At 65.5% G+C, this 25929-nt stretch carries 22 protein-coding genes, 1 tRNA gene and 1 pseudogene; 15 read left to right on the plus strand and 9 right to left on the minus strand.

Going from position 1 to position 25929, the window contains the following annotated elements; all coding sequences use genetic code 11:
- Positions 1-13 precede the first annotated feature (13 nt).
- Entirely contained in the window at positions 14-346 is a 333-nt protein-coding gene (locus HT136_RS01095; protein WP_214196882.1) for a glycine zipper 2TM domain-containing protein, read from the minus strand.
- A 244-nt stretch (positions 347-590) separates the two neighbouring features.
- On the opposite strand from HT136_RS01095, the gene HT136_RS01100 reads away from it, so the two are divergent.
- Both HT136_RS01100 and HT136_RS26120 read left to right on the plus strand, forming a co-directional pair.
- Complete coding sequence (locus HT136_RS01100) at positions 591-992, plus strand: NADH:ubiquinone oxidoreductase subunit NDUFA12 (protein WP_214196884.1); 402 nt, start codon at positions 591-593, stop codon at positions 990-992.
- Between the two features lie 260 nt (positions 993-1252).
- Positions 1253-1435: pseudogene (locus tag HT136_RS26120) on the plus strand (DUF2155 domain-containing protein); the annotation flags it as partial.
- Positions 1436-1470: 35 nt separating this feature from the next.
- Here the strand turns inward: HT136_RS26120 and aat are convergent.
- Complete coding sequence (gene aat / locus HT136_RS01110) at positions 1471-2406, minus strand: leucyl/phenylalanyl-tRNA--protein transferase (RefSeq protein ID WP_214196886.1); 936 nt, start codon at positions 2404-2406, stop codon at positions 1471-1473.
- Positions 2407-2477: 71 nt separating this feature from the next.
- Between aat and HT136_RS01115 the strand changes: the two genes are divergently transcribed.
- From HT136_RS01115 to nusG, 4 genes are all read left to right on the plus strand, one after another.
- Positions 2478-2553: transfer RNA gene (locus HT136_RS01115), tRNA-Trp, on the plus strand.
- Between the two features lie 226 nt (positions 2554-2779).
- On the plus strand, positions 2780-4315 hold the full coding sequence (locus HT136_RS01120) for a hypothetical protein (RefSeq protein ID WP_214196888.1): 1536 nt from the start codon (positions 2780-2782) through the stop codon (positions 4313-4315).
- A 143-nt stretch (positions 4316-4458) separates the two neighbouring features.
- Positions 4459-4653 (plus strand): preprotein translocase subunit SecE, encoded by a 195-nt coding sequence (gene secE, locus HT136_RS01125; protein ID WP_214196890.1) that lies wholly within the window; start codon positions 4459-4461, stop codon positions 4651-4653.
- Positions 4654-4685: 32 nt separating this feature from the next.
- Complete coding sequence (nusG, locus tag HT136_RS01130; protein ID WP_214196892.1) at positions 4686-5222, plus strand: transcription termination/antitermination protein NusG; 537 nt, start codon at positions 4686-4688, stop codon at positions 5220-5222.
- A 98-nt stretch (positions 5223-5320) separates the two neighbouring features.
- On the opposite strand, the gene HT136_RS01135 is transcribed toward nusG, so the two are convergent.
- Both HT136_RS01135 and HT136_RS01140 read right to left on the minus strand, forming a co-directional pair.
- Positions 5321-6088 (minus strand): GNAT family N-acetyltransferase, encoded by a 768-nt coding sequence (locus tag HT136_RS01135; RefSeq protein ID WP_214196894.1) that lies wholly within the window; start codon positions 6086-6088, stop codon positions 5321-5323.
- Positions 6085-6633 (minus strand): MarR family winged helix-turn-helix transcriptional regulator, encoded by a 549-nt coding sequence (locus HT136_RS01140; protein ID WP_214196896.1) that lies wholly within the window; start codon positions 6631-6633, stop codon positions 6085-6087. Before HT136_RS01140 ends, HT136_RS01135 begins: the two co-directional genes overlap by 4 nt.
- Before the next feature lie 236 nt (positions 6634-6869).
- Between HT136_RS01140 and rplK the strand changes: the two genes are divergently transcribed.
- Together rplK and rplA are read left to right on the plus strand one after the other, a co-directional pair.
- The gene (gene rplK / locus HT136_RS01145) at positions 6870-7301 is read left to right on the plus strand and encodes a 50S ribosomal protein L11 (RefSeq protein WP_214196898.1); all 432 of its coding nucleotides are present in this window, start codon (positions 6870-6872) and stop codon (positions 7299-7301) included.
- A gap of 4 nt (positions 7302-7305) precedes the next feature.
- Positions 7306-8007: a 50S ribosomal protein L1 gene (gene rplA / locus HT136_RS01150; protein WP_214196900.1), complete on the plus strand. Its 702-nt coding sequence runs from the start codon at positions 7306-7308 to the stop codon at positions 8005-8007.
- Positions 8008-8103: 96 nt separating this feature from the next.
- On the opposite strand, the gene HT136_RS01155 is transcribed toward rplA, so the two are convergent.
- Positions 8104-9381, minus strand: a complete 1278-nt coding sequence (locus tag HT136_RS01155; RefSeq protein ID WP_214196902.1) for a cell wall hydrolase — start codon at positions 9379-9381, stop codon at positions 8104-8106.
- Positions 9382-9410: 29 nt separating this feature from the next.
- A complete protein-coding gene (locus HT136_RS01160) occupies positions 9411-10874 on the minus strand; it encodes a TolC family outer membrane protein (protein ID WP_214196904.1) in 1464 nt (487 codons plus the stop codon).
- 252 nt (positions 10875-11126) lie between these two features.
- On the opposite strand from HT136_RS01160, the gene HT136_RS01165 reads away from it, so the two are divergent.
- From HT136_RS01165 to HT136_RS01190, 6 genes are all read left to right on the plus strand, one after another.
- Complete coding sequence (locus HT136_RS01165; protein ID WP_214196906.1) at positions 11127-12941, plus strand: type I secretion system permease/ATPase; 1815 nt, start codon at positions 11127-11129, stop codon at positions 12939-12941.
- Positions 12938-14314: an HlyD family type I secretion periplasmic adaptor subunit gene (locus HT136_RS01170; RefSeq protein ID WP_246543238.1), complete on the plus strand. Its 1377-nt coding sequence runs from the start codon at positions 12938-12940 to the stop codon at positions 14312-14314. Before HT136_RS01165 ends, HT136_RS01170 begins: the two co-directional genes overlap by 4 nt.
- 112 nt (positions 14315-14426) lie before the next feature.
- Positions 14427-15707: an outer membrane beta-barrel protein gene (locus tag HT136_RS01175; protein WP_214196908.1), complete on the plus strand. Its 1281-nt coding sequence runs from the start codon at positions 14427-14429 to the stop codon at positions 15705-15707.
- A gap of 31 nt (positions 15708-15738) precedes the next feature.
- Positions 15739-17973: a GumC family protein gene (locus tag HT136_RS01180; RefSeq protein WP_214196910.1), complete on the plus strand. Its 2235-nt coding sequence runs from the start codon at positions 15739-15741 to the stop codon at positions 17971-17973.
- Positions 17974-18066: 93 nt separating this feature from the next.
- The gene (locus tag HT136_RS01185; RefSeq protein ID WP_246543239.1) at positions 18067-18618 is read left to right on the plus strand and encodes a polysaccharide biosynthesis/export family protein; all 552 of its coding nucleotides are present in this window, start codon (positions 18067-18069) and stop codon (positions 18616-18618) included.
- Positions 18619-18742: 124 nt separating this feature from the next.
- On the plus strand, positions 18743-19972 hold the full coding sequence (locus HT136_RS01190) for a glycosyltransferase family 4 protein (RefSeq protein ID WP_214196911.1): 1230 nt from the start codon (positions 18743-18745) through the stop codon (positions 19970-19972).
- A gap of 76 nt (positions 19973-20048) precedes the next feature.
- Here HT136_RS01190 and typA read toward each other — a convergent pair whose 3' ends face one another.
- On the minus strand, positions 20049-21881 hold the full coding sequence (typA, locus tag HT136_RS01195; RefSeq protein WP_214196913.1) for a translational GTPase TypA: 1833 nt from the start codon (positions 21879-21881) through the stop codon (positions 20049-20051).
- Positions 21882-22143: 262 nt separating this feature from the next.
- Between typA and HT136_RS01200 the strand changes: the two genes are divergently transcribed.
- Complete coding sequence (locus HT136_RS01200) at positions 22144-22626, plus strand: RDD family protein (protein WP_214196915.1); 483 nt, start codon at positions 22144-22146, stop codon at positions 22624-22626.
- Between the two features lie 7 nt (positions 22627-22633).
- On the opposite strand, the gene HT136_RS01205 is transcribed toward HT136_RS01200, so the two are convergent.
- Together HT136_RS01205 and HT136_RS01210 are read right to left on the minus strand one after the other, a co-directional pair.
- Complete coding sequence (locus HT136_RS01205) at positions 22634-25177, minus strand: ABC transporter permease (protein WP_214197201.1); 2544 nt, start codon at positions 25175-25177, stop codon at positions 22634-22636.
- Between the two features lies 1 nt (position 25178).
- The gene (locus tag HT136_RS01210) at positions 25179-25910 is read right to left on the minus strand and encodes an ABC transporter ATP-binding protein (RefSeq protein ID WP_214196916.1); all 732 of its coding nucleotides are present in this window, start codon (positions 25908-25910) and stop codon (positions 25179-25181) included.
- Positions 25911-25929 lie beyond the last annotated feature (19 nt).

A 25929-nucleotide genomic window follows, 5' to 3' on the forward strand; every position in this document is an offset into this window, starting at 1 on the left:
CCGGGCTGCGTTTTTAGCGGCAGCGCGGCGAGCTGGAGCTGCGGTCAACTTCGCGACCAAGAAGCGCGCCGGCCGCAGCTCCGATCAGCGTGCCGGTGGTGCGGTCACCGCGGGTGTCGACCGCACGGCCGGCAAGGGCACCGGCGACGCCGCCGATCAGCAGGCCAGTGGTGCCGTCCGACTTCTTGCAGCGGTAGCGTCCGCGATCGTCGCGCCAGTAGCGGATACCGTTGTCGGTGCGGTGGTAGGAATGATGGTCGCGCGCCAGGGCGGGGGTGGCGGTCGCCACGATCATGGTCGGGGCGGCGACGGCCGCCATGGTGGCGGCGAGAATGAGCTTGCGCATGGGCGATCTCCTTGAAATCTGTAAATCGGTTGCGGTGGAAACGCGCTTCTTGTTCATCTGATCCCCAACCTCAGATGAACGAACCGATTTTGGCGCCTGGGCAGGGTGAGCCGTTGCTGCACTGCGATGAAGCGTCCGATTTGCGGAACATGCATGTCGCAACGCACATTGCGCTCGCAAATCATGCGGGTATTTAGATCCAACACGCTTGGCATCGGCAGCAAAGAGGGCTAACGCGCGGCTCATGGGAATCCTGTCCAATATCTTCACCTGGTGGGATGGCGCGACCATCGGCACCTCGCTCTGGTCCTCGCGCAATGGCGAGCACGTCGGCACCGACGCGCAGGGTAACAAGTATTACCGCGCGAAGAAGGCCAAGACGACCGAAGGCTACGAACGCCGCTGGGTCATCTATGTCGGCGCCAACGACGCAAGCCGCGTCCCGGCCGAATGGCATGGCTGGTTGCATCATTCGTACGATGACGTGCCCGAAAGCCACCTCCCGCCGGCCCGCATCTGGGAAGTGGACTACACCCCCAACGCAACCGGTACCCCCACGGCCTATCGCCCCCAGGGCGCATTGGAGCGCGGCGGTCGCCGTGCCGCGGCGACCGGCGACTACGAGGCATGGTCCCCGGACGCCTGATCGTTCTGCGTACGATGCCTCCTGTTGCGATTCGTTTCGGTGGTCCGCTCGCGGCCCTGGTCATGACGGCCGGGCTGTCGGCTTGCGGTGGTGCTCCCGAGCCCGCGCCTGCCGAGACCGAAGTGCCCGATGCGATTGCCGGCATGCAGGCCGGGCCTGCCCAGGCCGCCCAGGGGCAGGAGCTCGGCACGCCGAACAAGGATCGGGTGGCGACGCTTGGCATCCTCAACAAGCGCAACAACCTGACCCAGGACATTACCATGAAGCCCGGCGAGTCGCGTCGCCTGGGCAATCTCGTGGTGAAGCTGGCGACGTGCGAGAAGTCGCTTCCTTGGGAGCATCCCCAGGAAGAAGGTGCCTTCGTGCAGGTCTTCGTCGAGGAGCGGGTGAACACGGACCAGAAGCTGGCCTGGCACAAGGTCTTCTCGGGCTGGCTGTTCAAGAATTCGCCGGCGCTCAACGTGGTCGAGCACCCCGTCTATGACGTCTGGGTCAAGGACTGCGCGATGAAGTTCCCGGGCGAAGACGCCATTCCGGCCGCGCCCGCATCGCCGAGCAGGGCGGCAAATCCGGTCGCCACGCAAACGGCCTCGCCCGAGCCCGCCGAGGATGAGGCGGAGCCCGAGGACGAACCGGTCGTCGAAGAGCGCAGCCCCAACTGAGCATTCGCGCGGCCGTGATTGGCCGACGCGACCGCAGGCGTGCCGGACGTATGCTGGGCTGTGCCGAGCAGGCGCAGGTATTGCGCCTGGGGGATCTCCACCGCGCCGAGCGAGGCCAAGTGCGAGGTGATGAATTGGCAGTCGAGCAGTTGCGCTCCGGACCGCTGCAGCGCCGCGACCAGCCAGCACAAGGCGACTTTCGAGGCGTCGCGCTCGCGCGAGAACATGCTTTCCCCGCAGAACACCCCGTCGAAGCCGACGCCGTAAAGGCCGCCGACGAGCACGCGCTCGCCGGTTTCGGGCGCGCGCCGCCAGCATTCGATGGAATGCGCCGAGCCGAGCCGGTGGAGCTCTTCGTAGCTGCGCTGGATGCGGTGGCTGATCCAGCTTCCGCCGTCGTGCTCGTCGTCGGTCGGGTCCACAGCGTCGTTTCCCGCGGAATGGGCCGGACGCGGCGCAGCGCAGGCGTCCATGACGCGCGAGAAGGCCTCGTTGCAGGTGACTTCGAAGCGGCCGCGCCGCAAGGATCGGGCCAGCGAGCGCGAGACGCGAAGTCCATCGAGGGGGAGGATCGCGCGTTGACGTGGCTCGATCCAGAAGATTTCGGGATCATCACGGCTGTCCGCCATGGGGAATATCCCGCTGCGGTAGGCGAGCATGAGGATTTCAGGCTCGATGAGATCGTTGGATCGAGGAGCGTGCACGAGGTTCAGATAGGCAAAGCGGCGGCGGGCGGAAACACTTTTCGACATCTTCGCGCGCAAAGATGCGAATTAGGTCCTTGTAATCCTCCTCGGCACCATCTAGAGGCTCGCCACCCCACAGGAGTGTAGCTCAGTTGGTAGAGCATCGGTCTCCAAAACCGAGGGCCGCGGGTTCGAATCCTGCCACTCCTGCCATTTTCCCACATCGCGAGATCTTCCCCGTACGGGGTTTCGGTGCAGTGCCCTGGCGAGCGCGGTGCGTTGGCGCGGCGCCACTTGCCAATTGTGCCCGCGCTACTATGGCATCGACGCAAAGTGCCGTATGGCCGGCGCCAGCCTTTTGAAAAGAGGGCTCTGGCCGGGCCGAACGGCGCAAAAGGCGAATGGGACCAGTCTTGGGTTTATGACGGAAAAGTCGCAGATGGACGATAGCACGCAGGCCGAAGCCCTTCCCGAGGAGGCGGCCAACGCGAATCGAGAGGGGCCAAGGGCCAGTCGCGATCTCGTGTTCTGGATCGGCATTGCGCTTTCGCTGTTCGCAGCCTTACCCGGGCTCGTCGCCTGGGCGCCGCAGATGACGGACTACCCTTCGCATCTGGCTGGCTACAAGGTCATGCTCGACCATGGCCACGATCCCTTCCTGACCTGGTATTTCCTGTTCCACTGGGAGTGGACCGGCAACCTGGGCGTCGAGTTGCTCATGGTGCCGCTGGCCCCATTGTTCGGGCTCGAGATGGCGGGGCGGATCATCGTCATCCTGATCCCGGCGCTGACGGGACTGGGCATCGTCTCGGTGTCCTGGGCCTTGCGCAAGCGGGTCGGGCTCGGCCCGATCCTCGCCATGGTCACGATCTGGTCGCCCTCGTTGCTGATGGGCTTCCTCAACTATTCGCTCTCGTTGGCCATCGCGCTGTTCACCTTCGCCTTGTGGGTGCAGATGCAGGGCTCGCCCTGGCGGCGCGTCGTCATGATCCCGCTCGGCTTCGTGGTCTGGCTTTGCCACGTCTCGGGCTGGGGCATCCTGGGCGTCATGGTCTTCGGCTACGAATGGTCGCGGCGCAGCAACTGGCGTGACTGGCGCCCGTTCCTGGCACCTTGGCCGCTCATCTTCCCTCTGTTGCCGATGCTGGCGGGGATGGGGGCAAATTCGAAGGTCACCTATGGCCGCTGGGGCGTGCTCGAGTACAAGTGGGGCATTCTCTACAAGGCGCTTCGCAGCTACGACTACATCTTCGACATAGGGACCCTCATCGCGGTGCTGCTGGTGGCGCTTGCTGCTCTCGCCGTGCGCCGTATCGATGCGCGCCTGGGCTGGGCGGCGCTGATCATGTTCGGCCTCACCATGGCGGTGCCGCGCCAGATCTTTGGGGGCGATTACGCGGACTACCGCCTCAGCACCGCGGCGCTCATGATCCTTCTGATGGCCGTCGACTTCCGTTCGCGCGTGCCGGTGTGGTTGTTGGCGGCAAGCTCGCTGCTGTTCGTCTCGCGCACGACGCTTACATCCGTCGTCTGGTACCGCGACGCGCAGACCGCGCGCCAGCTGATCAAGGCGCTCGAATACGTGCCCGAGGGCGCAAAAGTGGCGACCGCCGTGGCGATCCCGATCCGCCAGTGGTTCTTCGGGCCCTTCGAGCACTTCGGAAGCTACGCCGTTGTGCGGCGCGGCGCGATGGAGAACTCGAACTTCGCGCTGCCCGACGTGCACATGCTTTCGATGCGCGAGCAGGACTACAGCTTCGCCGATCCTTCCCAGCGCATTCTCTACGCGTCCTACCAGAGGATCGACTTGCGCAAGTTCCGTCCTGCGCTCCACGCCGACTACTTGTGGTACATAGGAAATTCACAGCCCGTGGCGCTGCCGGACGGGGCGCATATCGTCTACGAGACGGACAATTCCTTCCTTGCGCGCATGCCCGACGCGGTGGACCTTGCAAATCCGGCGAACGGAAGCTAAATCACCCCTTCTTCCGACATGAAGATCGCTCGCTCGCCCATCCCGACCCCGGTCGGGACGGCGATGAGCCCTAGCCGGAAGACACGGAACAGTTCATTCAATTGCGTTCACGCAATCAGGCAAGAGACACGAGAGCGACGGACATGGCCAAGATCAATCCCGGCGAATTCATGCGCCAGGTTCAGGCAGAAACGCGCAAGATCCATTGGCCTTCGCGCCAGGAGACGGTGACGACCGCGATTTTCGTCGGCATCATGACGGTGCTGCTCGCGACGTTCTTCCTGGGCATCGACGCGCTTTTCGGTTGGGTCGTCAGCTCGCTGCTGTCGTTCCTGTGATCGCCTGAACCTTTAGACCCAAAGAGAGAATCATGGCTCGCTGGTACATCATCCACGCCTATTCCGGCTTCGAGAACAAGGTGAAGGAATCCATCATCGCCGAGGCCGAGCGCATGGGCCTTTCGCAACTGGTCGAGGACATCCAGGTCCCGTCCGAGACGGTGACCGAAGTCAAGCGCGGCAAGAAGGTCCAGGTCGAACGCAAGACCATGCCGGGCTACGTGCTCGCCAAGCTGGGCCTCAACGACGACGTCTACCACCTGATCAAGAACACCCCGAAGGTTTCGGGCTTCCTGGGCGTCAACGGCAAGCCGCAGGCGATCAGCGAGACCGAGGCCGCGCGCTACTTCGGCGCCGCCGAGGCCGCCGCTGCCGAGCCGCGCAAGCAGGTCAACGTCGATTACGAGATCGGCGATTCGGTCAAGGTGCTCGAAGGTCCCTTCGCGAGCTTCAACGGCATCGTCGAGGAACTCGATTTCGACAAGAGCCGCGTCAAGGTCTCGGTTTCGATCTTCGGCCGCGCGACGCCGGTCGAACTCGACTTCGAGCACGTCGAGCTCAGCAAGTAAGGCGAGCCGTCCTGCCATCGGCGGGGCGACTTCTAGCCGAACAGAAAAAGGGCCGCGCCGGCATGGCGCGGCCCTTTTTGATGTGGCCGGGGCGTGCTTCAGGTGGCCGGGCCGTACAGCGTGAGTGTGAGCCGCGCCTGTTCCACGAAGCCGAGGCGGGCATAGACCGCGAGTGCGGCGCGGTTGTCGGCGTAGGAATGAAGGATCGGGAGGCGGCCGTCCGCGAGCACCGCAAGTGCGACGCGCTGTGAGAGCAGGGGAGCCAGGCCCCTTCCGCGCGCCTCGGGGTGGGTACACACCGCGCTCACTTCGACAAGCGCATCGGTTGCGATGCGCTGGCCGGCCATCGCGATCAGGTGCCCCTGTTCGCGCACACCCCAGAACGACCCGAGTTCACCCGTTCGCGTGGAAAATGGCCCCGGTTCGGTCAGCGTGGCGAGCGTGAGCATCTCGGGGAAATCGATCGGGCCAAGCGTCTCGAGCACGACGCCGGCCATGTCGCGACGGCGCGCGAAGTCTCCCGCCATGCGTGCGGCGCCTTCGGGCGAGAGCACCATGCGTACACCGGCGGCCTGGCGCAGGATTTCGCTGCGCGGGATATGCGGTGCGGCGCCGGGTTGCATAAGCGCCAGTGGGCCGGTCTGGTGGATCAGGCGCGAAAGCGCTTGGCGGCATTCCCGACTGTTTTCGCGCAGTCCGGCAAGCGGCCCGATGTCGGGGTGGAAGCGGCGTGCATCGCCATCGCCCACCGCGAAGGCGGCTTGCCTGCCCGGAAGCGCGTTCCACACGAGGGGCCCCTCGAGATCGGCTTGTGCGCCCTGCCAATGAGGGCGCGCGGATGGGAGGGGCAGGGCGGTATCGATCATGTGTCGGGGCTTTGCATGTCGTTTGGTGGGTTGGCGCTCGCCTGTGCGATGCGCTCGGCGAGCGGGGATCGGGCAAGCGCGGCGTCAAGGCGATCGAGATAGGCGAGGAGGTTCGCGGCGGGCGGTGCGCAGATCGAAGCCACCGCCGCCTCGACGTGGCGGAAGAAGCGCGCGTCGAGCGCGTCGATCACGCTCGTGCCTTGTTGGGTGAGCCGGATTTCGCGTTGACGCGCGTCGTGCGGTGAGGCCGATGAGTGCACGAGGCCGTCGCGAACGAGCTGGCCCAGGCTGCGGGTGACCGCCGGTTGGCTGATGTCGAGCCGCGTCACCAGGCCGCCGACGGTCGCAGGCCCCTCGCGCAAGGCGCAAAGGAGCGGGACTTGCGAGGGTTGCACGGTGTAGCCGGCGGAGCGGAAGGCTTCGGCCACGCCCGCCTGCAGGCGTTCGCCGAGGCGCCGGAACCGGCTGCCCAGCGTCATGTAACCCAGATCCGCGATGAGATCGGAAGGGGGCGCGCCATTCGACGGGGGGGCGGGACTATTCATACCGTGTTATATACCTTGCGATGGGCCTTGCGGGAAGGGGAGCGGGCGGGAATTTGCAGGGGGATCACGCGGGCCCTTTTCTTTCGGGGCGTTTTCGCGTAATGGCCGCGCCTTTGGATCGGGTCCGTCCCGGTGCGATTCCCGGCGGGAGAGGGGCGTGCCCCGGCATCACCCTCGTCGAACCGCTAAACATGAGGGCGTCACGATGGCGCCCGACAGTGTGAAAGGAGGCCATCATGGCCAAGAAGATTACCGGCTACATCAAGCTGCAGGTGCCCGCGGGCGCTGCAAACCCCTCGCCGCCGATCGGTCCGGCGCTGGGTCAGCGCGGCGTGAACATCATGGAATTCTGCAAGGCGTTCAACGCGTCGACGCAGGAGATGGAAAAGGGCATGCCGATCCCGACCATCATCACGGTCTATGCGGATCGCAGCTTCACCTTCGTCACCAAGACCCCGCCCGCCAGCTTCCTCATCAAGAAGGCCGCGAACCTCAAGTCCGGCTCGAAGGAGCCCGGCAAGATCTCGGCCGGCAAGATCGCGCGCTCGAAGCTGAGCGAGATCGCCGAAGTCAAGATGAAGGATCTCAACGCCAACGACATCGAAGCGGCTACCCGCATCATCGAAGGTTCGGCCCGCGCGATGGGCCTCGAAGTGGTGGAGGGCTGATCTGATGGCCAAGATTACCAAGAAGCAGAAGTCGCTGAACGCGAAGCTGGGTGACAACATGAAGCTCTACGCCGTTGGCGAAGCGCTCCAGGCCCTGCGTGACCTCAAGACCACCAAGTTCGACGAGACCATCGAAATCGCGATGAACCTGGGCGTCGATCCCCGCCACGCCGACCAGATGGTCCGCGGCATGGTCTCGCTCCCCGCCGGTACCGGCAAGACCGTCAAGGTCGCCGTGTTCGCCAAGGGTGACAAGGCTGAGGAAGCTCTCGCCGCCGGTGCCGACAAGGTCGGTGCGGAAGACCTCATGGAAGACATGCAGGCCGGCAACCTCGACTACGACCGCGTCATCGCCACCCCGGACATGATGGGCGTCGTCGGCCGTCTCGGCAAGCTGCTGGGCCCCAAGGGCCTCATGCCGAACCCGAAGCTGGGCACCGTGACCCCGAACGTCGCGCAGGCCGTGAAGGACGCCAAGGGCGGCCAGATCGAGTTCCGCGTGGAAAAGCAGGGCATCATCCACGCCGGCATCGGCAAGATGTCGTTCTCGGACGAAGATCTCCAGAAGAACTTCTCGGCATTCGTCGACGCGATCGTCAAGGCGAAGCCCTCGGGCGCCAAGGGCAAGTACGTCCAGAAGATCTCGATGAGCTCGTCGATGGGCCCGGGCCTCAAGATCGACACCGCGCAGGTTGCCGGCGCGTAAGCGCCAGGGGCACCCCCGCGAGCTGACCGAAAGGTCGCGAAACAGACAAAGGCCGGCAGGTTTTCCTGCCGGCCTTTTTCGTGCGTGCAGGCGCCATCAGTCCGAGGAATGCAGGCCGGGCATCACCGCGTCCCAGCGCGTGGCCGCCTCGTCCAGGCATTCCCCGGGGTCCTTGCGTGGGAAAAGCGTGCAGTCCCAGCCCAGGACTTCACGATGGCTGGCGCGATCGTGCACGTAGAGAAACGCCAGCCGTCGTCGGCTGTCGAGCGGAACCGGAAAGCCCTTGGGAATGGCATCGGGCTGGGTCCAGCCCATGACCTTGCAGAAATCCCGCGCGCGGCACACGTCGAGGGCGAGGAGCCCGAACGCTCCGGGATAAGTCGAGGGCAGCAGGAAGCCGAAGGCATCGCCTTGCGGGTGAACGAGCGCGAGCTTGCTTCCCCGCAGGTTCAGACCGGGCAAGGCGTTTGGGAGGGTGTCCATGACCGCGGGATGATCGCTTCGCAGCGCGGTTGCAGGCGCGGGGCCTGCCGCTCCATCCGCGAGGCCGATGCGATGCACGGGTGAGTAGGGCGCAAGCTTGGCTTCGCGTGGTTCGTTCGCCGAGGGGGTTTGGGAGAACGCAGCGGGGCGCCCCCAGGCCCCCGGCCAGCGCAGGAAGATGTGGGTCCGGACTTGGGCGATCTTGGCGAGCTGCGAACTCCATGCAGGATGGACCCAGTCCGTGTGGTAATGGGTGGCGAGGCCGACGGCGGTGAACACCGCGCCACCCAGGGCCGCGCGGGCGATGCCGCGTGCCTTGTCCCAGGCGGCGGGTATCGGCCGTCGTCGCAGCGAACCGTCGCAGGTGAAGGTGAACTGGCAACCGGTCGTGCGAGCGGCGCCTTCATAGACGACGGCGCAGACCGAGTTGGGGAAGGCGGGGTGCCGAACGCGGTTGAGCACGACCTGGGCCACCGCGCGCTGCCCTTCCTCGTCCTGGCCGGCCTCGTAGTATTCGGCGCTGGCCAGACAGTCGATCGCCCGCTCGAGATCGTGTGGGTAGCCCCGCCAGTGCAGGGGGCGCGGCGGGGTCAGCGGGCCGACGGCGAATGGTACGGCTGCATTGACCGCCAGGGCCTGCTCGCGCTGGGCAAGCGGGGGCAGGGGCATCGCGTCGGCTACGTCCGGGCTGCGCGATCTTTCTGCGAAAAGCGGATCGACGAAGGAAATCTCCCGGGTGAGCGGTTGCACTTGGCTGGTCAGGCCTGGTGCCGTGCTCGAGGTGAGTAGCGCCACTGAGGCCATCACAAGCGTGGCTTTCCGCAACCGGCGCGCCGCGGCGACGGTGACATCGCGAATGCACAGCGCCGCTTGCGCGCACGTGATGCGCACGCAAGGTTCGAGCCGATGTGTGGAGGCGTTCAAGGCGCGACAACCGGCGAAGTCGTCGGCGAACCCGGGAGGACGGGTTGGAGCAGATCGACCTGCTGCCCATCCCATTCGAAGATCGCGGATTGCTCAACGTCGATCCTGGCCCCGTCACCTGCAGGAGGCAGAAAGGTTCTGTCGAGCGGGCCGAGCACGAGGCGCATCGGCAGACCGGCGTAACGTGCAACTCCGGACCGGCGCGAATCCGGGTCATAAGGGGGGAGGTCGGCGAGGGTTTCGATCGACAATGTACCAATGTCGCGCAGGATCGCGACATGGCGCATATAGATGTCGGCTTCCGCCCGTGCGGCGGCAATTCGCGCGTTCAACAGGTCGTTCGTGACGTCGAGCACGTCGCGCAGGGTTCGATAGCCCGACGTTTCCTGCTTCTTGACACCATCCACGGCCTTTTTCGCGGCCTCGACGGCGGCCCTGTAGCGCGGCAATGTCGCTTGAGCCGTGCGCAAGAAGCTCCAGTTCGCCGCGAGCGATTCGCGCATGGCCCGGCGCGTTTCCTCGGTGAACTGCTGGTCCGCCAGGTTGCGGGCGATGGCCTCGCGCAAGGCCGAGGTCTGGAGGCCTCCCGAGTAGAGCTGGAGCGAAACGCGAATCCCGGCCGAGACGGCTTCTTCGCGCACGGTGTTCTGGTAATCGCTGAGCGGCGTTCGCCCGAGTGTCGAGAAGGCGCTGACCTGGGGACGCATTTCGGCACGCGCCGCCCGGACGTTCGCGCGGGAGGCTTCCTCGACGAGATGGGCTTTCGCCAGTTGCGGGTTGAAGCGCTCGGCGGCGACGTAAAGCGTTTCGAGCGTGGGCAGTTCGGGCAGGCCGGGAAGCGGTGCCAGATCGTCGGGAAAATGGCCGACGAGGTGGCGGTACCGCGCGGCACTGATCTCGACCGCCGAACGGGCTTCGAGCACGCGACCGGCGGCGAGTTCGAGCCGGTTGCTGGTCTGCTCCAGATCCGGCTCGGTCAGGTCGCGCAGCGCGAAGCGCGCGGCCGTGACCTGGTTCTGCTGGCGCAGGATGTCGTAGTTCTCGACGGCGATGGCCTGGAGCGTGATGTCGCGCTGCAGCGAGACGTAGGCGTTCACGACGTCGAGGAGGAGCTGCTGGCCCTGCGCGCGCAGGCCCTCGCGCAAGGAAAGGCTGGCCGCCTGCGCCCCATCGATGCCCGCGGAAATGCGCCCGGAAGTGAACAGGGGCTGGTTCAGTGAAAGCTCGACACTCGATGCAAATCCCGCGTCACTGGACGGGAACAGAGTGCCGCGGATGCGCGCCGAGGTGAATTCGTGGCTGGCCGACAGCGCAAGGCTGGGGCCATAGGCGGCTCTCGCCTGCGCGACCTGTTCGTCCGATGCGGCGACAAGGTCCCGGTTGCCTTGGAGTTCCGGATTGCCCGAATAGGCCGCTGCGATTGCATCGCCGAGTGTCTCGGCGACCGAAAGCGACGGCATGAGCGCCGTTGCGACTGCGAGGGAAAGGCCGATTTTCCTCGAAGGTCTCATGTCGATTACCCGTGTTATTGGCGATGGAGGGGACTGGCTGCCTGCTAATCACTCCGGAACAGAGCTGTTCGCTGTGTCGGTCTAGGTCGTGCGCTGGTCTAATGCAGCGCGAGATAGTTCCAGACAGGACGCAACTATGCATGGTCAGGCTTTGACGCTCCGGGCACGCGCTGGCGCACGGCAATGCGGGAGATCGCCGCGATGAACCTGTTACGGTGCCTTCGCGATGGCTTGCGCGAAGCGATCGGCTCGCTTGGCCTGGTGATCGTTCCGGTGGTGGCGATCAGCGGTGTCTTCAACGTGCTGCTTCTGTCCGGCTCGTTCTTCATGCTTCTTGTCTACGACGACGTCTTGCCCAGTCGCAGTGTCCCCTCGCTCGTGAGCCTGCTCGTTCTGGTCATGGTGGCTTATGGCTTCCAGGCGGTCCTCGACGTCATTCGTGGGCGGATAATGGTCCATGTCGGATCGCGCTTTCTTGCCGCGACGAGCGCGCGGGTGCTCAACGTGGTCGCGACCCATGAACTGCGACGCGGGCCCTTGCCCAACGGCACGCAGATCGTGCGCGATGCCGATACCGTACGCGGCTTCCTGTCGGGCGCAGGTCCGCTCGCGATCGTCGATCTTCCCTGGGTGCCGGTCTACCTGCTTATCCTGAGCGTGTTCCATTGGAGCCTGGGCCTTCTCGCCCTGGCGGGGGTCGCGGTTCTCGTGGGGCTCATGATCGCCAGCAACCAGGCGACAGGGCCGCTCGCGCTGGACACGATGAAGGCGGGGGCACGACGCATGGGACTTGCGGAAGCGACCTTGCGCAACGCCGAGACATTGCGGGCGCTGGGCATGGGCCCCGCGCGAATGGCACAGTGGCAGGACGCCGAGGCCGAGTATTTGCAGGCGAACGATCGCTTCTCGGCCCGCTCGAGCACCCTGTCGGGTGCAACCAAGGCCTTCCGGATGTTCCTGCAGTCGGCAACGCTTGCGCTTGGCGCGTACCTTGTCATCCGCGGATCGGCGACCGGCGGCATCATCATCGCCAGTTCGATCCTGTCATCGCGGGCGCTTGCGCCGGTGGAGCAGGTGATTGCTCATTGGAAATCGGCGGTTTCCTGTGCGCAGGCCATGAGCCGGATGCATGATCTGATGGCGGCTGCACCGGCCGAGCCGGAGCCTCTGGGCCTCGAGCTTCCGCGCGCCATGCTGAGCGTGCGATCGCTGGCCTGCGCCCCGCCGGGATCGAAGCGTCTGACCTTGGCTGACGTGAGCTTCGAATTGAAGGCGGGGGATGCCCTTGCCGTGGTCGGCCGTAGCGGATCGGGGAAGACCACCCTTGCGCGCGCGCTGTGCGGGGTCTGGCCCGTGGCGCGTGGGGCGGTCCGTCTCGATGGGGCGACGCTCGACCAGTGGCCCGTCACGCAACTTGCCCAGTTCATGGGCTATGTTCCGCAGAAGATCGAACTGTTCGAAGGGACCGTCGCGCAGAACATCGCGCGCTTTCGACCGGACGCGGATCGCGACAAGATTCTTGCCGCGGCCCGCGCCGCCGATTGCCATGATTTGATCGTGCGTCTCGATGGCGGTTACGATGGGGTGATCGCGGCGGGCGGCGGTGGGCTTTCGGCAGGGCAGCAGCAGCGTATCGCTCTTGCCCGGGCGCTCTACGGGGATCCGTTTCTCGTCGTCCTCGACGAGCCCAACAGCAATCTCGATCACGAGGGAGAACAGGCGCTGGCGCACGCGATCGGCCAGCACCGCCAACGCGGCGGGATCGCGATCGTCATCGCACACCGACCCGCCATCGTCTCGCAAGTCAGTCATCTCCTGGTGATGAACACCGGCAAAGTGCAGAGCTTCGAAACGCGCCAGGAATTCGAGGCGCGGTTGCGTCAATCCGGGGGCGACGCGTCCAGGTCCGATGCGGCTCGAGCGGAGCAGCGCGTCAATGGCGCAGCTCAAAAGGCATCGGAGAAGGACCAGGCATCGCCTTCCGAGGCGCGCGTCAGCGAGGAGCTGGATCTATGAACGCGACGCTTGCGATGCCTTCGGTCACGTTGCCATTTTCGGGGAGTGCCACCGCAATCCAGGAGCTGCCATGCACTAGTGATGAATTGCATGCGCGTGGCATTGCCAGCCTGGTGCGCGTTGGACTGGGAGCGATCCTGGTTCTTGTTCTCGGTGTATTGTGCCTGGTCGCGTTACTGCCTCTCGCTGGCGCGGTGATCGCTCCGGGGGAGGTGACCGTGGAAGGCAACGTCAAGGAAATATCCCATCCTTTTGGCGGGGTCGCGGCGGCGATCCTGGTCAAGGACGGTGATCATGTTCGCGCCGGCGATCCCTTGATCCGTCTGGACAGCACAGTCGTAGGCGCGCTGGCGAGCTATGCGGGACTTGGGGTCGACCAGTTGGAGGCGCGTGCGGCGCGTCTGCGGGCGGTTCAGGAGGGTAGGGCCGCGATTTCCTTTCCTGCCGAACTCATGCGGCGGGCGGGTAAGGCCGACGTCGCCGCGACGCTGCGGGATGAGCGGGCGAGCCTTGCCCTGGCGCGCCGGGCACGCGGGGATCAGCTGCGTCAGTTGCAGGCGCGCATCGTCCAGACGCGGGCGGATGCGCAGACGTATGAGAGTCAAATTCACGCTTTTGCGGAACAGCAGGGCTTCATCCAGAAGGAGCTCGAGCAGACCCGTGACCTCTATCGCGAGAGGCTGACGACGCTGGACCGGCTCAATGCGCTCGAACGCTCCGCCGTGGGTGTGCGTGCGCAACGCGAGGCTGCGTTGGCGGGGTATGCGCAAGCCAAGGCACGGATAGGCGAACTCGAGGTGCAGATGAGCGGGCTCGAGAGCCAGACACGCAGCGAGGCGGCACTCGAACTGGGGCAGGTTGAAGCGGCACTGGCCGAGCGCCGCAAGGAACGGGCGGAATCACGCGATCGGGCGGATCGTTCGATCATTCGCGCGCCCCTCGACGGGGTGGTCGACAAGTTGAAGGTGAGGACCTTGGGCAGCGTCGTGCCGGCGGGCGAATCGCTGCTGGAGATCGTGCCGCGGGCGGACAGCCTCGTCATTCGGGCGCACATCCGTCCGACCGACATCGACCAGGTTCTGGCCGGCGGCGTGGCTCATGTCCGGTTTACGGCCTTCAATATGCGCACGACGCCCGAGGTGGCGGGGAAGGTCGACCAAGTTGCCGCCGACCGCTCGGTCGATCCGCTTACTGGAGCTGCGTATTATCCAGTCTTAATATCCATATCGGATGACGAGCTGGGCAAGATTGGAAACGCCCGGATTAGCGTGGGAATGCCTGTCGAAGTCTTCGTGCAGACGCAGCAGAAGACGATTTTGCAATACATTATTAGGCCGCTTTCCGATCAACTGAGGCGCGCGCTGCAGGAGTAGTCGGGATATTCTCTAGCGAGATTTCCTAGGGTTAAACCGAAAGGCCTATCCGCATGCTTGAACTGGCAGCCTGTCTGCATGCCTTGTGCGAACTTTGGCATGGGCGCCGGGCATGAGACGGCCATTGGCCGTCCCGGCCTTGGCGGTACTTGCATCGACAAGCCCCTACTCGGCCTGTGCACAAGGACTTGGGGCCGGCTGGGTGTTCGGCGGCGTACCCGAGCTGTCCCGCTCGGATGTGGCCGGCAACCGTTCGGAGCCCGACCTGGAGGTCGCTCCGGATCGCTTCGGCCCCTTCCTTCTTGCTTCCCGCCTGGCAGTCATCACCGGCTACGATGGCAATGTCTTCAACACCCCGGCTGCGCGGTCGGACGGTGTCCTGCTCCTGACGCCGGAAATGGCGTTGAGCCTGGATGATCCAAGGCGGACCTTGGCGCTTTCGGTATCCGGACGCCTGCGTCGCTTCGCGAACCAGGAAAGCGAGAACAGCGAGGAGTTTCGGTTGGCAGGGCGCAGTGGCTTGCCGATCACGAACAACCTCTCCTTCGCACTTTCGGCGGACCTTGCGCGCCGGATCGAGCCCCGTAGCAGTTCGGGAGGGGCGCTCGATGCGCGTGAACCGGCGAGCTACGATCGCATATCCGCCGCGCCAATCCTGACATTCGATCTGGGCCGGCTCCAGTTGCAGGCGGGAGCCGGCTACCAGCGGGTCACCTTCAATCCCCTTGCCGCAGGCGATGGGGGCCGGTTGAGCCAGGCCTTTCGCGACATGCGTTCGCATGGCGCGAAGGTGCGACTGGCATACGATCTCTCGGGGTTTCTTTCGGTCGTGGCATCGATCGCCGGGGAAGAGCACGCTTCGATACGCCCGGCACAAGGACGCGAGCGGGATTTTCGGGAGAGTTCGGTTGCGCTTGGCCTGGAGGGGGAGGTGACACCCCTGTTCCATGTCGAACTGGCGCTGGGATACCAGGACAGGAACTATGGCAACGCGTTCTACCGAGATTTTGCAGGAGCAAGCTTTTCGGTGCAGGCGGAATGGTACTGCACGCCGCTTCTGACCACGAAACTGGTGGCGAGCCGAGCCTTCCGCAACAGCGGAAATCCTGAGGTCCCAGCCATTCTCGAAGATACGCTGGCGATCAGCGCCTATTATGACCCGACCCGCAGGCTGCGGATTTCCGGCGCGATGGAAATGCGCTGGGATCGCTACCGGGACGTCGCGAGCGAGGCCCGCAGGTCTCGGATCGAGCTTCAGGTCCAGTATCGCCTGGACAGGCACGTTTCCGTTTCGGGCCAGCTCTACCGGACGCAGCAGGATGTTTCAGGGGCGCGTCTGGTCAATCCGTACACTTCGCTTGGTGCCGGCGTGGGCATCGTTTGGACACCGTGACCCCGGTGCCGAATTCCAGGGAGCATGTCGCGTGAACCTGCCTGCCATCTATGAGCCGCAAGCTCGGCCACCCCAACTGCTGCATCGAGACGACGGCCCCTACCGCGAGGACGAAGAAGCGATCACGATGCGCCTTCTCTGGGCCATGCTCTCGCGACGACGCGAGGTCGTGGTTCTGACCCTTGCCTTATGCGTCGTTCTCGCGCTGGTGTTTACCACGGCGCAGCCACGCATCTACGCGGCAAGCGCGGATGTGGTGATGATCACGGGGGCGGCACAGGTCGCTCCCGACGATGCGGAAGCCACGCGCGAGGGTCCTACCCGTCCGGAAGAGGTCGAGACCCAGATGCAGCTCATCCGTTCGCGCGAAATGGCCGGGCAAGTGCTGGATGCAACCGGGCTCGAGAGGGATGCGTCGTTTCGCGGCGATATTATGGATCCGCGCACGTTGCTCGACAACATCCTTGGTGCCCTCGGTGTCGAACGGAGCGGGCGAGGGGCAACAGGTGCTGTCGGGCAAGGCGAATTGCGTGAACGCGCGATCACGTACCTCACCAAGCGGATTACGGTTACGCGCATCGGGAATTCCCTTAATCTGCGCATCGGCTATCTCGATCTGACGCCCGCCCGCTCGGCCCAGATCGCAAACGCCTATGCCCGTCTCTATACATTGGACGACATTCGCGAGCGGGCTGAACACAGCGCGGAGGCAGCGCGCACGCTGCGGGGCAAAGTGGATGAACTGAGCCGGGCCTCGAATGCGGCCTTCGCCAAAGTCCAGGCCTATCGCGTGGCGCACGGCCTCATCAGTTCGGCGGCCACGGGCCTGACCGAGCAGGAAATTTCGACGTACAACCAGCAAGTCGCGAGCGCTCGTGCGCAAGCCGCGCGCGACGCGGCGAGCCTCGCCAGCGCGCAAGGGCAATTGCGAGCGGGCGGTGCGGGCAATGTCGGTTCGGCCGCCTCGTCCCCGGTCGTTGGTTCGCTGATCGCTCAGCGCACGCAACTGGTCGCGAAGGAGCGCGAGCTTTCGCAGCGCTATTTCGACGACAACCCCGACCTTGTCACGGTCCGGCGCCAGATCGGCGATGTCGAGCGACAGATTGAGGCGGAAGTCAACCGCAGCGTACAAGGCCTTGCTGCGGAAGCGGGGGCGTCCGCGCAGCGGCTGGCATCGCTCCTCGCAAGCCGTAACGGAACCCGTGCGCAACTGAGCCTCGACAATACCGCCCTCGTCGAACTCGCCGACCTTGAAAAGAAGGCCGACGCCGCGCAGCTTCTCTATCGCAACTATCTCGAGCAGCTCAACAAGGTGGTCGCAGGGACGGGCACCGAGCAGCCCGCCGCGCGCCTGATATCCGCCGCGAGCGTGCCTTCGGGGCCCGTAACGCCCAATCTCGCGCTGAACCTGGCTCTGGGATTCGTCGTAGGCCTGTTCGCGGGTGCGATGCTCGCGATCGTTTCGGAGATTTCCTATCGCGGCTTCACGACCATGGAGGACGTCGAGCGCCGGTTGGGTATCCAGGGTCTCGGCTCGATCCCGGCCTTCCGCTCGGTGCACCCCCACGCCGGATCGCCGCTGGAGACCGTGAAGGAGTTCCCTGACGGCGCGTTCTCGGAAGCCCTGCGCAACGTGATCGTTTCGGTCCGGCATCTTTCTGGATCGGGAAGCCGGGTCATCGCCATGACCTCAGCGATCCCCGGGGAAGGCAAGTCGACGCTTTCGGCCTGCCTCGGGCGCTCATTGGCCTCGGCCGGAGAGCGCGTGATCGTGGTCGATTGCGACGTGATACGGGCGCAGCTCAGCCGAATGTTCGGTTTCCAGGAAAGCGAACCAGGCTTGATGGAGGCGCTTCATGCGCAGGGCACCGACATAGCCTGCTATGAGGAACCCGAGTCCACCATGCGCATCGTGCCGATCACCAGTGCGGTGGCCAAAGGCGAGCGATTGACCGAACGGGGGCGCTTCGCGCGGATCGTCGAGCGGTTGAGAGCGGAGTACGACGTCGTCATCCTCGATTGCCCTCCCATTCTCCCGATCGCCGAGACGCGCGAGATAATCGCGAGCGCGGATGCGGCCGTTCTGGTCGTCAGTTGGCGCAAGACGACCGACCGGGTGGTCAAGGCGGCCATGCGGTTGTTGTCATCCCGCTATCTCAAGGACCTGGGTGTCGTCCTCAACAAGGTCGACATGGCCAAGCAGGTGCGCTTCGGGGGCGACGATGCCGCCAGCTTCTACAAGCAATACGCAGGTTACTACCAGTGACGTCTCGATTGCAGCCGCCGCTAGGGCACGTGGGACCTGCCGCTCCGGAATAGGCACAAGTCCACGATTTTTCCGCGAACGAAAGGAAGTACCATGTCGCTTCGAATGCTGCTGCTGGCGGGCACGCTGGCTTTGATGGGCTGTAGTGGGCAGCTTACCGATCAAACACTTCCTCCGGCAAATCGGGTCGAATATCGCCTCGAACCGGGCGACAAGGTCAAGTTGCAGGTGTTCCGCGAGGAAAGCCTTTCGGGAGACTACGTCGTCAATGACCAGGGCAACATCGTCATTCCGATGCTGGGAGACTTTGCGATCGTGGGCAAATCGCTCGAACAGGCCCGCGAGGAGCTCACCGCGGTGCTCGGTGCGCAATACGTGCGCGACGCGCGCCTCAGCCTGACGATGATCGAATTCCGGCCGGTGTTCATTCTGGGCGAAGTGTCGCGGCCCGGTGAATATGGCTATGCACAGCGCATGTCGGTTCACGCGCTCGTGGCCAAGGCGGGGGGCTTTACCTATCGCGCGAACGAGAAGGTCGTCTACATCCGCCATGCGCGCGATGCCGAAGAACGTGCCTACGCCTTGACCAGCGCGGCCTCGGTCATGCCTGGCGATACGGTGCGGATCGGAGCGCGCTATTTCTAGCGGCGAGATCAGGGGGCTCGGGGGCGTGGACGGCGGGTATGCCGCAAGTACGAGCGATGCCAGGGGCGAGAAGGGCGCGAGGCGGAGAGTGGCGCCGGGGGGGCCTGGCAGAAGCGTGGGTCCCATGCCCGATCGCGTCGTCATCCTGCACGATTTCAGCGAAGCGCTTGGTGGCGCGTCCCATCTCGTCCAGGTTCTGATCGCGCAGCTAAGGGCCCGATCGGTGCCGGTCACCTTCATTGCTGGCGATGCGGGGGCCAATTTCATCCGGAAGGACGTGGAATTCGTGGCGCTTGGGGGCAAGGCGCTGTTGCAGCAGCCCAGGCTCGAGGCCCTGACAAAGGGCCTTCACAACCCCTTGGTGGCGCGCCGTGTGCGCGAATGGATCACGGCGAACGACACGCCGCGCACGGTCTATCACCTCCACGGTTGGGCGCAGACACTGTCTCCCGCCGTGTTCGCGGCCCTGCGACCGGTCGCCGCGCGGCTGATCCTGCACGGGCACGACTATTTCAACACCTGCCCCAATGGCGCCTTCTTCGATTTTCGGCGCGAACGTGCCTGTTCGCGGGCGCCTCTCGGGCGCGAATGTCTCGTCACCCAGTGCGACAAGTCCTCGGGCCTCTTCAAGGCCTGGCGGTCGGGGCGCGAGCGCCTGCGCCGGCATTGGCTGGGGGGCGTCGACTGGGCCAATCGGGCCCTGCTGATCCATCCGCGCCAGGATCGTCTGTTTCGTCAGGGCGGTTGGTCTCCCGAGAAGCTTTTCGCGGTACGCAACCCGGTATCCCCGCCTTGCTCGGTACGGGTCGAGGTAGAGAGGTGCGCGGGCGTGGTGTTCGTCGGGCGAATATCACGCGAGAAGGGGGCGGATCTGGCGGCGCTTGCCGCCCGCGCGGCGGGGGTTGCGATCACCTTCGTCGGGGATGGCGCCGAGTGCGCGAGAGTGCGTGCTCTCAATCCCGACGCGCGCTTTCTCGGGCGTCTCGATCGAAAGGGGGTGGCGCAGGCGCTGCAAGAGGCGCGGGTGGCGGTCATGCCCAGCCGTTGGGCGGAGCCGTTCGGGCTGGTCGCCTTCGAGGCGATCGGTTCGGGCGTTCCGGTGATCGTCGATCGCAAGTCGCTTGTCGGGGCCGAGATCGCGGGGGCCGGCTTCGGCCTGGCGCTCGACACGGGCGACATCGCGGCGTTCGCGGCGGCAATCGCGCGTCTCCACGCCGACGATAGCCTGGCCCGTTCCTTCTCCGAAGCTGGCTTCAGCCGCTATCGGGAATTGTGCCATAGCGAGGACAGCTGGGCCGAGGCCATTCTCGGCCACTACCGCGAGGTGGCTTTCCAGGATGCGTGTTCGGCGTGAAAACGAGGAAACCCCGCTACGCATGAGGCGCGGCGGGGTTTCCTGATCTTGCGTCAATCTGCGCGCATGCGGAGATTTAGGCGTCGGCCTTCTTGCGGCTCATGCGCTTGCGCTCGTTGGGGTCGAGGTAGACCTTGCGCAGGCGGATCGACTGCGGGGTCACTTCGACCATTTCGTCGTCGTCGATATAGGCGATCGCCTGCTCGAGCGTCATGATCTTGGGCGGGGTGAGGCGGATGGCGTCGTCCTTGCCCGACGAGCGTACGTTGCTCAGCTGCTTGGCCTTCATCGGGTTCACTTCGAGGTCATCGGGCTTGGCGTTTTCGCCGATGATCATGCCCTCGTAGAGCTTTTCCGAAGGACCGACGAAGAGGATGCCGCGGTCTTCCAGGTTGTTGAGCGCGTACGCGTTGGCTTCACCGTCGCCGTTCGAGATCAGCACGCCGTTGAGGCGGCCTTCGATGGCGCCCTTGTAGGGGCCGTACTTCTCGAAGAGGCGGTTCATGATGCCGGTGCCGCGCGTGTCCGAGAGGAACTCGCCGTGGTAGCCGATGAGGCCGCGCGAAGGCGCCGAGAAGGTGATGCGGGTCTTGCCCAGGCCCGAGGGACGCATGTCGGTCAGCTCGGCCTTGCGGCGTTGCATCTTCTCGACGACCGTGCCCGAGTGCTCGTCGTCGACGTCGATCACGACGGTTTCGTAAGGCTCGGTGCGGCCACCGTTCTCGTCTTCCTTGAACAGCACGCGCGGACGCGAGATGCCCAGTTCGAAGCCTTCGCGGCGCATCGTTTCGATCACGACGCCCAGCTGCAGTTCGCCGCGACCGGCGACTTCGAAGCTGTCCTTGTCCTCGCTCTCGGTGACGCGGATGGCGACGTTGGTTTCCGCTTCGCGCATCAGGCGGTCACGGATCAGGCGGCTCGTCACCTTGTCGCCTTCGCGGCCCGCGAGCGGGCTGTCGTTGACGGCAAAGCGCATCGCCAGCGTCGGCGGGTCGATCGGCTGCGCGGCGATCGGGTCGACCACTTCGGGGGCGGCGATGGTGTTGGCGACGGTCGCCTTCTCGAGACCGGCGAGCGCGATGATGTCACCCGCGCGCGCTTCCTCGACGGGAACGCGCTCGAGACCGCGGAAGGTCATGAGCTTGGAGGCGCGGCCCACTTCGATCACCTTGCCGTCACGGTCGAGCGCGCGGATCGGGTCGTTGATCTTGACGACGCCCGACTGCACGCGGCCGGTCAGCACGCGGCCCATGAAGTTGTCGCGGTCGAGCAGCGTTGCAAGGAACGAGAAGGGCGCGTCGACTTCGAGCGCGGGCGCGGGCACGTGCTTGGTGATGAGCTGGAACAGCGGCTCCAGCGTGCCTTCGCGCGCTTCGATGTCATCGCTGGCGTAGCCGTTGCGGCCTGAGGCGTAGAGCACCGGGAAGTCGAGCTGCTCGTCGTTGGCATCGAGGCTGACGAAGAGGTCGAAGACTTCGTTGAGCACTTCGTCGGCGCGGCCGTCGGGACGGTCGATCTTGTTGACGACGACGATCGGCTTGAGGCCGAGGCCGAGCGCCTTGCCGGTCACGAACTTGGTCTGCGGCATGGCGCCTTCCGACGAGTCCACGAGCAGGACGACGCCGTCGACCATCGAGAGAATGCGTTCCACCTCGGCGCCGAAGTCGGCGTGGCCGGGGGTGTCGACGATGTTGATGCGGTAACCGTTCCACTCGATCGAGGTCGGCTTCGCGAGAATGGTGATCCCGCGTTCCTTTTCGAGGTCGTTGGAGTCCATGGCGCGTTCTTCGATGCGCTGGTTGTCACGGAAGGTGCCGGACTGGCGGAAAAGCTGGTCGACGAGCGTGGTCTTGCCATGGTCGACGTGCGCAATGATCGCGATATTGCGCAAGGGAAGCGGGGCGGACATGCGTGGGCCTTCGAATAAGAGGGGCGTCGTGCAAGGCCCAATCGCCTCACAGAATCCGCGCGCCCTTAACGGAAATGTCGCACCGCGGCAAGCTCCGTGCGCTTTGCAGTTCGTGGGCGGGACACGTCGTGCTGCAAATGTTTGCCTTGGCAAAATGCCGAGATTTTCGAAGATAATCTTTGAAAATGTGCGGCCTACGTGTGATCGTCGGGCCACGAGACCCGGTCGTTTCCCGGGTCGTTGGAAATGTATTGGGGGGTCTATGGTACCGTTTGGCGGCTTTTGGTGGCGGGTTCTCGCCTATCTCATCGATTACATCATCCTGCAGGTGGCCTTGTCCGTGCTGGGGGGAATCTTCGGTTTCGGCCTGTCGGTCTCGACCTACATGGCCGACATGCAGGATCCGGATGCCTTCGGTCCCGCGTTTGCCGGGTTGTTTGGTTTCATGTTCATCGCGCAGTGGCTCTATTTCGCGTTGATGGAGAGCTCCAAGTTCCAGGGGACGGTGGGCAAGCTCGCGATCGGTCTCATCGTGACGGACGTCGCGGGGCAACGCATCAGCTTCGGCCGGGCCACGGGGCGCTATTTTGGCAAGATCCTGTCCGGCCTCATCCTGTGCATCGGCTATATCATGGTGGCGTTCACCGAGCGCAAGCAGGGCCTGCACGACATTCTTGCGGGAACACTGGTCTACAAGACCCGTGATCCGCACGAAGTGGCCGAAGGGGCCGACATCTTCGCCTGACCGGAACCTAGAGTTCGCGCAGGGCGCTTGCGGGCCTCGCCCGGAGCAAGGGCAGCGAGCCGCCCAGCGCGAAGACGAGGACGAGGGCCAGCCCCGCGGCCAGCACCAGCAGGACGCGGGGCCAGTCGGGAAGCCAGTCGAATTCGAACAGGCGGGTGATCACCAGCCACGCCATGGCGCTGCCCAGCCCCAGCGCGACGAGACCGAGTACGGCGGCCAGAATGCCGTATTCGGTGACCTGCAACACCAGCAATTGGCGGCGGCTGGCACCCAGCACGCGCAAGATCACGTTGTCGTAAGTGCGGCTGGCGCGTGCGGCGGCGATGGCGCCCAGGAGCACGGCCAGTCCGGCAAGCACCGCGACCGAGGCGGTGGCCAGGATCGCCAGCGTCATCTGGTCGAGCAGCCCACGCGCTTCGGTAAGCAGGGCGCCGGTTTCGATGACCGAGCTGGAGGGAAATTCGCGGGCGAGCACCGGCAGGAAGTCGGATGAGGCATCGGGCTTGGCGGTCTCGATGGTGGCGGCCAGGTTGTGCGGCGCAGCGGCCAGCGTGTTGGGGGAGAACACCATCACGAAGTTGAAGCCCATCGTGTCCCAATCGATCCGGCGCAGCGAGGCGATGCGCGCGGTGCGCTCGACGCCCAGCAGGCTGACCGTGAGGTAGTCTCCCGGTTTCAGTCCGACGGCTTCGGCAAATTTCTCGTCGATCGAGACCAGGGGCTCGCCCGCGTAATTGCGGGGCCACCAGGCGCCTTGGGTCACCGTACTGCCCTCGGGAACGGTGTCGGCATATGTGAGGCCGCGCTCGCCCTTGAGCGCCCAGGCTCCGTCGGGCTGGTCATCGCCGAGATCGGCGACGCGGGTCATGGCGCCCTTGGGGCCATAGGCGACGATCCGGCCACGCAAGTTGGGAACCATGCGAAGGCTGGCGCCGGGCAATGTCCGGGTTACCGTCGCGCGGAAAGCCTCGGCACCTGCCTGAGGAATGTCGAGCACGAAGTAGTCGGGCGCGCGCTGGGGGACCGTGCGGCGCATGTTGGCATCGAGGCTGGTCTGGACGGCCGCGATCAGGACGAAGGCGGAAAGACCGAAGCCCAGCGCGGTGACCATCGCGCCGGTCTGCGCGCCGGGGCGCGAGAGGTTGGCCAATCCGGCGCGGACCATCGGATCGCGCGGGCGAGGCAGGCGCGCGGCCACCTTGCGAATGGCCAGGCCGAGCACGGCGAGCAGCCCAAGCATGAGCGCCGCGCCGCCCAGGAAGCCGAGCGAGACGAGCGGCTGCGCGGCATTGACGAGGGCAAGCGCGACGATGGCCAGAAGTCCGAGCCCCACCGGCAGGGCGATTGCGCGAAGGCCGGCGGAAAGGGGAGCAACGCGCGCGCGCATCAGCGCCATCGCGGGGTATTCGCGCGCCCTGGCAAGGGGCGGGGCGGCAAAGACCAGCGCCACCAGCAATCCATAGGCGCCTGCGGTGGCGAGCGCGGGCAGCGACACCGTGTAGCCGGTGTCGACCGGAAGCAGCCCTGCCAATGCGCGGGCGAGCAGGGGCGTGGCGAGGACCCCGGCGAGGAGCCCGGCGAGGCTTCCGGCGAGCGCCGCGCTGCCGATCTGGAGGATGTAGATGCGCGCGATGTCGCGGCTCGTCGCGCCCAGAACCTTGAGCGTGGCGATCGAGGTGCGACGCGCCTCGAGGTAGGACGAGACACCGCCGCCAATGCCGATGCCGGCGATCACGAGCGCGGCCAGTCCGACCAGGATCAGGAATTGTCCCATGCGTTCGACGAAGCGCGCGGTCGAAGGCGAGGCGGCCTCGTGGGTGCGCACTTCGAAGGCGTCCTTGCCGAATTGGCCGGTCAGCGCATCGGCGGCCTTGGCCGCATCGCGCGCGGGATCGGCGAAGCGCACGCGAACGGCGCTGCGGTACATCGCGCCGGGCGTGGTGAGCCCGGCCTCTTGTGGCAGATTTTCCGGTGCGATCGTCAGATCGCCCAGTGCGAAGCCTTCGGACAGCTGTTCGGGATCGCTCTGGATGATGCCGCCGACGGTGACCGGCTCGCCGCCGAGCGTGAAGCGGTCGCCCCTGGCAATACCGAGGCGGGCGGCGGTTCCGCGCGCGATCCAGACCGTACCTGCCTTGGGCGCACCCACGCGGCGGCCATCGGTAAGCAGAAGCTTGCCGTAGAGCGGCCAGCGCGCGTCGACGGCCTTGAGCGCGACGGGGGCGGTGCGGTCGCCCTTGCGCGCGATCGCCTGCATGCGGGTGCCTTCGGAAACCGTTCCCATCCGCTTCAGAGCCGCGCGTTCCGCCGGGGTCGGTCCGCGCTGCCACATGCGCAGTTCCAGGTCGCCGCCCAGCACCTCGCGGCCGCGCGCGGTGAGCTCATGCTCGACCGAGCCGGTCAGCGTGCCGATCGCGGCGAGCGCGCCGACGCCCAGGAACAGGCAGACCAGCAAAAGCCGCAGGCCCTTGAAGCGCGCGTTCAGGTCGCGCCGGGCGATTGTCCAGGCCGTGCGCCAGGGCAACGTGCCTGCGGGCAGGTCGGCGCGCATGTCAGTGGCCAAGAACGTCGCTCGCGATCATTCCGTCGGCAATCGTCACCACGCGCTCGCAGCGCCGGGCGAGGGCTTCGTCGTGGGTGATCATGACCAGCGTCGCGCGGGCTTCGGCACGGCGCGCGAAAAGCAGTTCGACGATGGCTTCGCCGGTGGCATGGTCGAGGTTTCCGGTCGGCTCGTCGGCGAAGACGAGGACGGGGCGCGGCGCCAGCGCGCGGGCGATCGCCACGCGTTGCTGCTCGCCGCCGGAAAGTTGTGCGGGATAGTGCGAGAGGCGATGGCCTAGGCCGACCGCGTGCAGTTCCTCTTCGGCGCGTGCGCGCGGCTGGGGCAGGCCGGCCAGCTCGAGCGGGGTGGCAACGTTTTCCAGCGCGGTCATCGTGGGCAGCAGGTGAAAGGCCTGGAGGACCACGCCGATGCGGCCCCGGCGCGCGCGGGCGAGGCCATCCTCGTCCATGCCTCCAAAATCCTCGCCCGCAACCTGCAGCGTGCCCGAGGTGGCGCGCTCGAGGCCGCAGAGCACCGACATCAGCGAGGACTTGCCCGAACCCGAAGGGCCGAGCAGCGCGAGGGTCTGCCCCTGCGGCACGGCGAGGTCGATGCCCTTGAGGATTTCGACGGCGCTTGTCCCTTCTCCCAACGTCAGGCGCACGTCGCGCGCGTCGATTGCGGTTTGGGAACGAAGTCCGGGCGAGGGGGAGTGGGAAGTTGGCGTCACGTGCCCCATATGGGGGGGTAAATTGCTG

The sequence above is a fragment of the Novosphingobium profundi genome, from assembly GCF_018491765.1.
Classification (GTDB): Bacteria; Pseudomonadota; Alphaproteobacteria; order Sphingomonadales; family Sphingomonadaceae; genus Novosphingobium; species Novosphingobium profundi.

Excerpts from the sequence above, each read along its gene's own strand:
- HT136_RS01095 (WP_214196882.1), bottom strand. The coding sequence starts at position 346 with ATGCGCAAGCTCATTCTCGCCGCCACCATGGCGGCCGTCGCCGCCCCG.
- HT136_RS01100 (WP_214196884.1), top strand. The coding sequence starts at position 591 with ATGGGAATCCTGTCCAATATCTTCACCTGGTGGGATGGCGCGACCATC.
- aat (WP_214196886.1), bottom strand. The coding sequence starts at position 2,406 with ATGTCGAAAAGTGTTTCCGCCCGCCGCCGCTTTGCCTATCTGAACCTC.
- HT136_RS01120 (WP_214196888.1), top strand. The coding sequence starts at position 2,780 with ATGGACGATAGCACGCAGGCCGAAGCCCTTCCCGAGGAGGCGGCCAAC.
- secE (WP_214196890.1), top strand. The coding sequence starts at position 4,459 with ATGGCCAAGATCAATCCCGGCGAATTCATGCGCCAGGTTCAGGCAGAA.
- nusG (WP_214196892.1), top strand. The coding sequence starts at position 4,686 with ATGGCTCGCTGGTACATCATCCACGCCTATTCCGGCTTCGAGAACAAG.
- HT136_RS01135 (WP_214196894.1), bottom strand. The coding sequence starts at position 6,088 with ATGATCGATACCGCCCTGCCCCTCCCATCCGCGCGCCCTCATTGGCAG.
- HT136_RS01140 (WP_214196896.1), bottom strand. The coding sequence starts at position 6,633 with ATGAATAGTCCCGCCCCCCCGTCGAATGGCGCGCCCCCTTCCGATCTC.
- rplK (WP_214196898.1), top strand. The coding sequence starts at position 6,870 with ATGGCCAAGAAGATTACCGGCTACATCAAGCTGCAGGTGCCCGCGGGC.
- rplA (WP_214196900.1), top strand. The coding sequence starts at position 7,306 with ATGGCCAAGATTACCAAGAAGCAGAAGTCGCTGAACGCGAAGCTGGGT.
- HT136_RS01160 (WP_214196904.1), bottom strand. The coding sequence starts at position 10,874 with ATGCCGTCGCTTTCGGTCGCCGAGACACTCGGCGATGCAATCGCAGCG.
- HT136_RS01165 (WP_214196906.1), top strand. The coding sequence starts at position 11,127 with ATGAACCTGTTACGGTGCCTTCGCGATGGCTTGCGCGAAGCGATCGGC.
- HT136_RS01170 (WP_246543238.1), top strand. The coding sequence starts at position 12,938 with ATGAACGCGACGCTTGCGATGCCTTCGGTCACGTTGCCATTTTCGGGG.
- HT136_RS01175 (WP_214196908.1), top strand. The coding sequence starts at position 14,427 with ATGAGACGGCCATTGGCCGTCCCGGCCTTGGCGGTACTTGCATCGACA.
- HT136_RS01185 (WP_246543239.1), top strand. The coding sequence starts at position 18,067 with ATGTCGCTTCGAATGCTGCTGCTGGCGGGCACGCTGGCTTTGATGGGC.
- HT136_RS01190 (WP_214196911.1), top strand. The coding sequence starts at position 18,743 with ATGCCCGATCGCGTCGTCATCCTGCACGATTTCAGCGAAGCGCTTGGT.
- typA (WP_214196913.1), bottom strand. The coding sequence starts at position 21,881 with ATGTCCGCCCCGCTTCCCTTGCGCAATATCGCGATCATTGCGCACGTC.
- HT136_RS01200 (WP_214196915.1), top strand. The coding sequence starts at position 22,144 with ATGGTACCGTTTGGCGGCTTTTGGTGGCGGGTTCTCGCCTATCTCATC.
- HT136_RS01205 (WP_214197201.1), bottom strand. The coding sequence starts at position 25,177 with ATGCGCGCCGACCTGCCCGCAGGCACGTTGCCCTGGCGCACGGCCTGG.
- HT136_RS01210 (WP_214196916.1), bottom strand. The coding sequence starts at position 25,910 with ATGGGGCACGTGACGCCAACTTCCCACTCCCCCTCGCCCGGACTTCGT.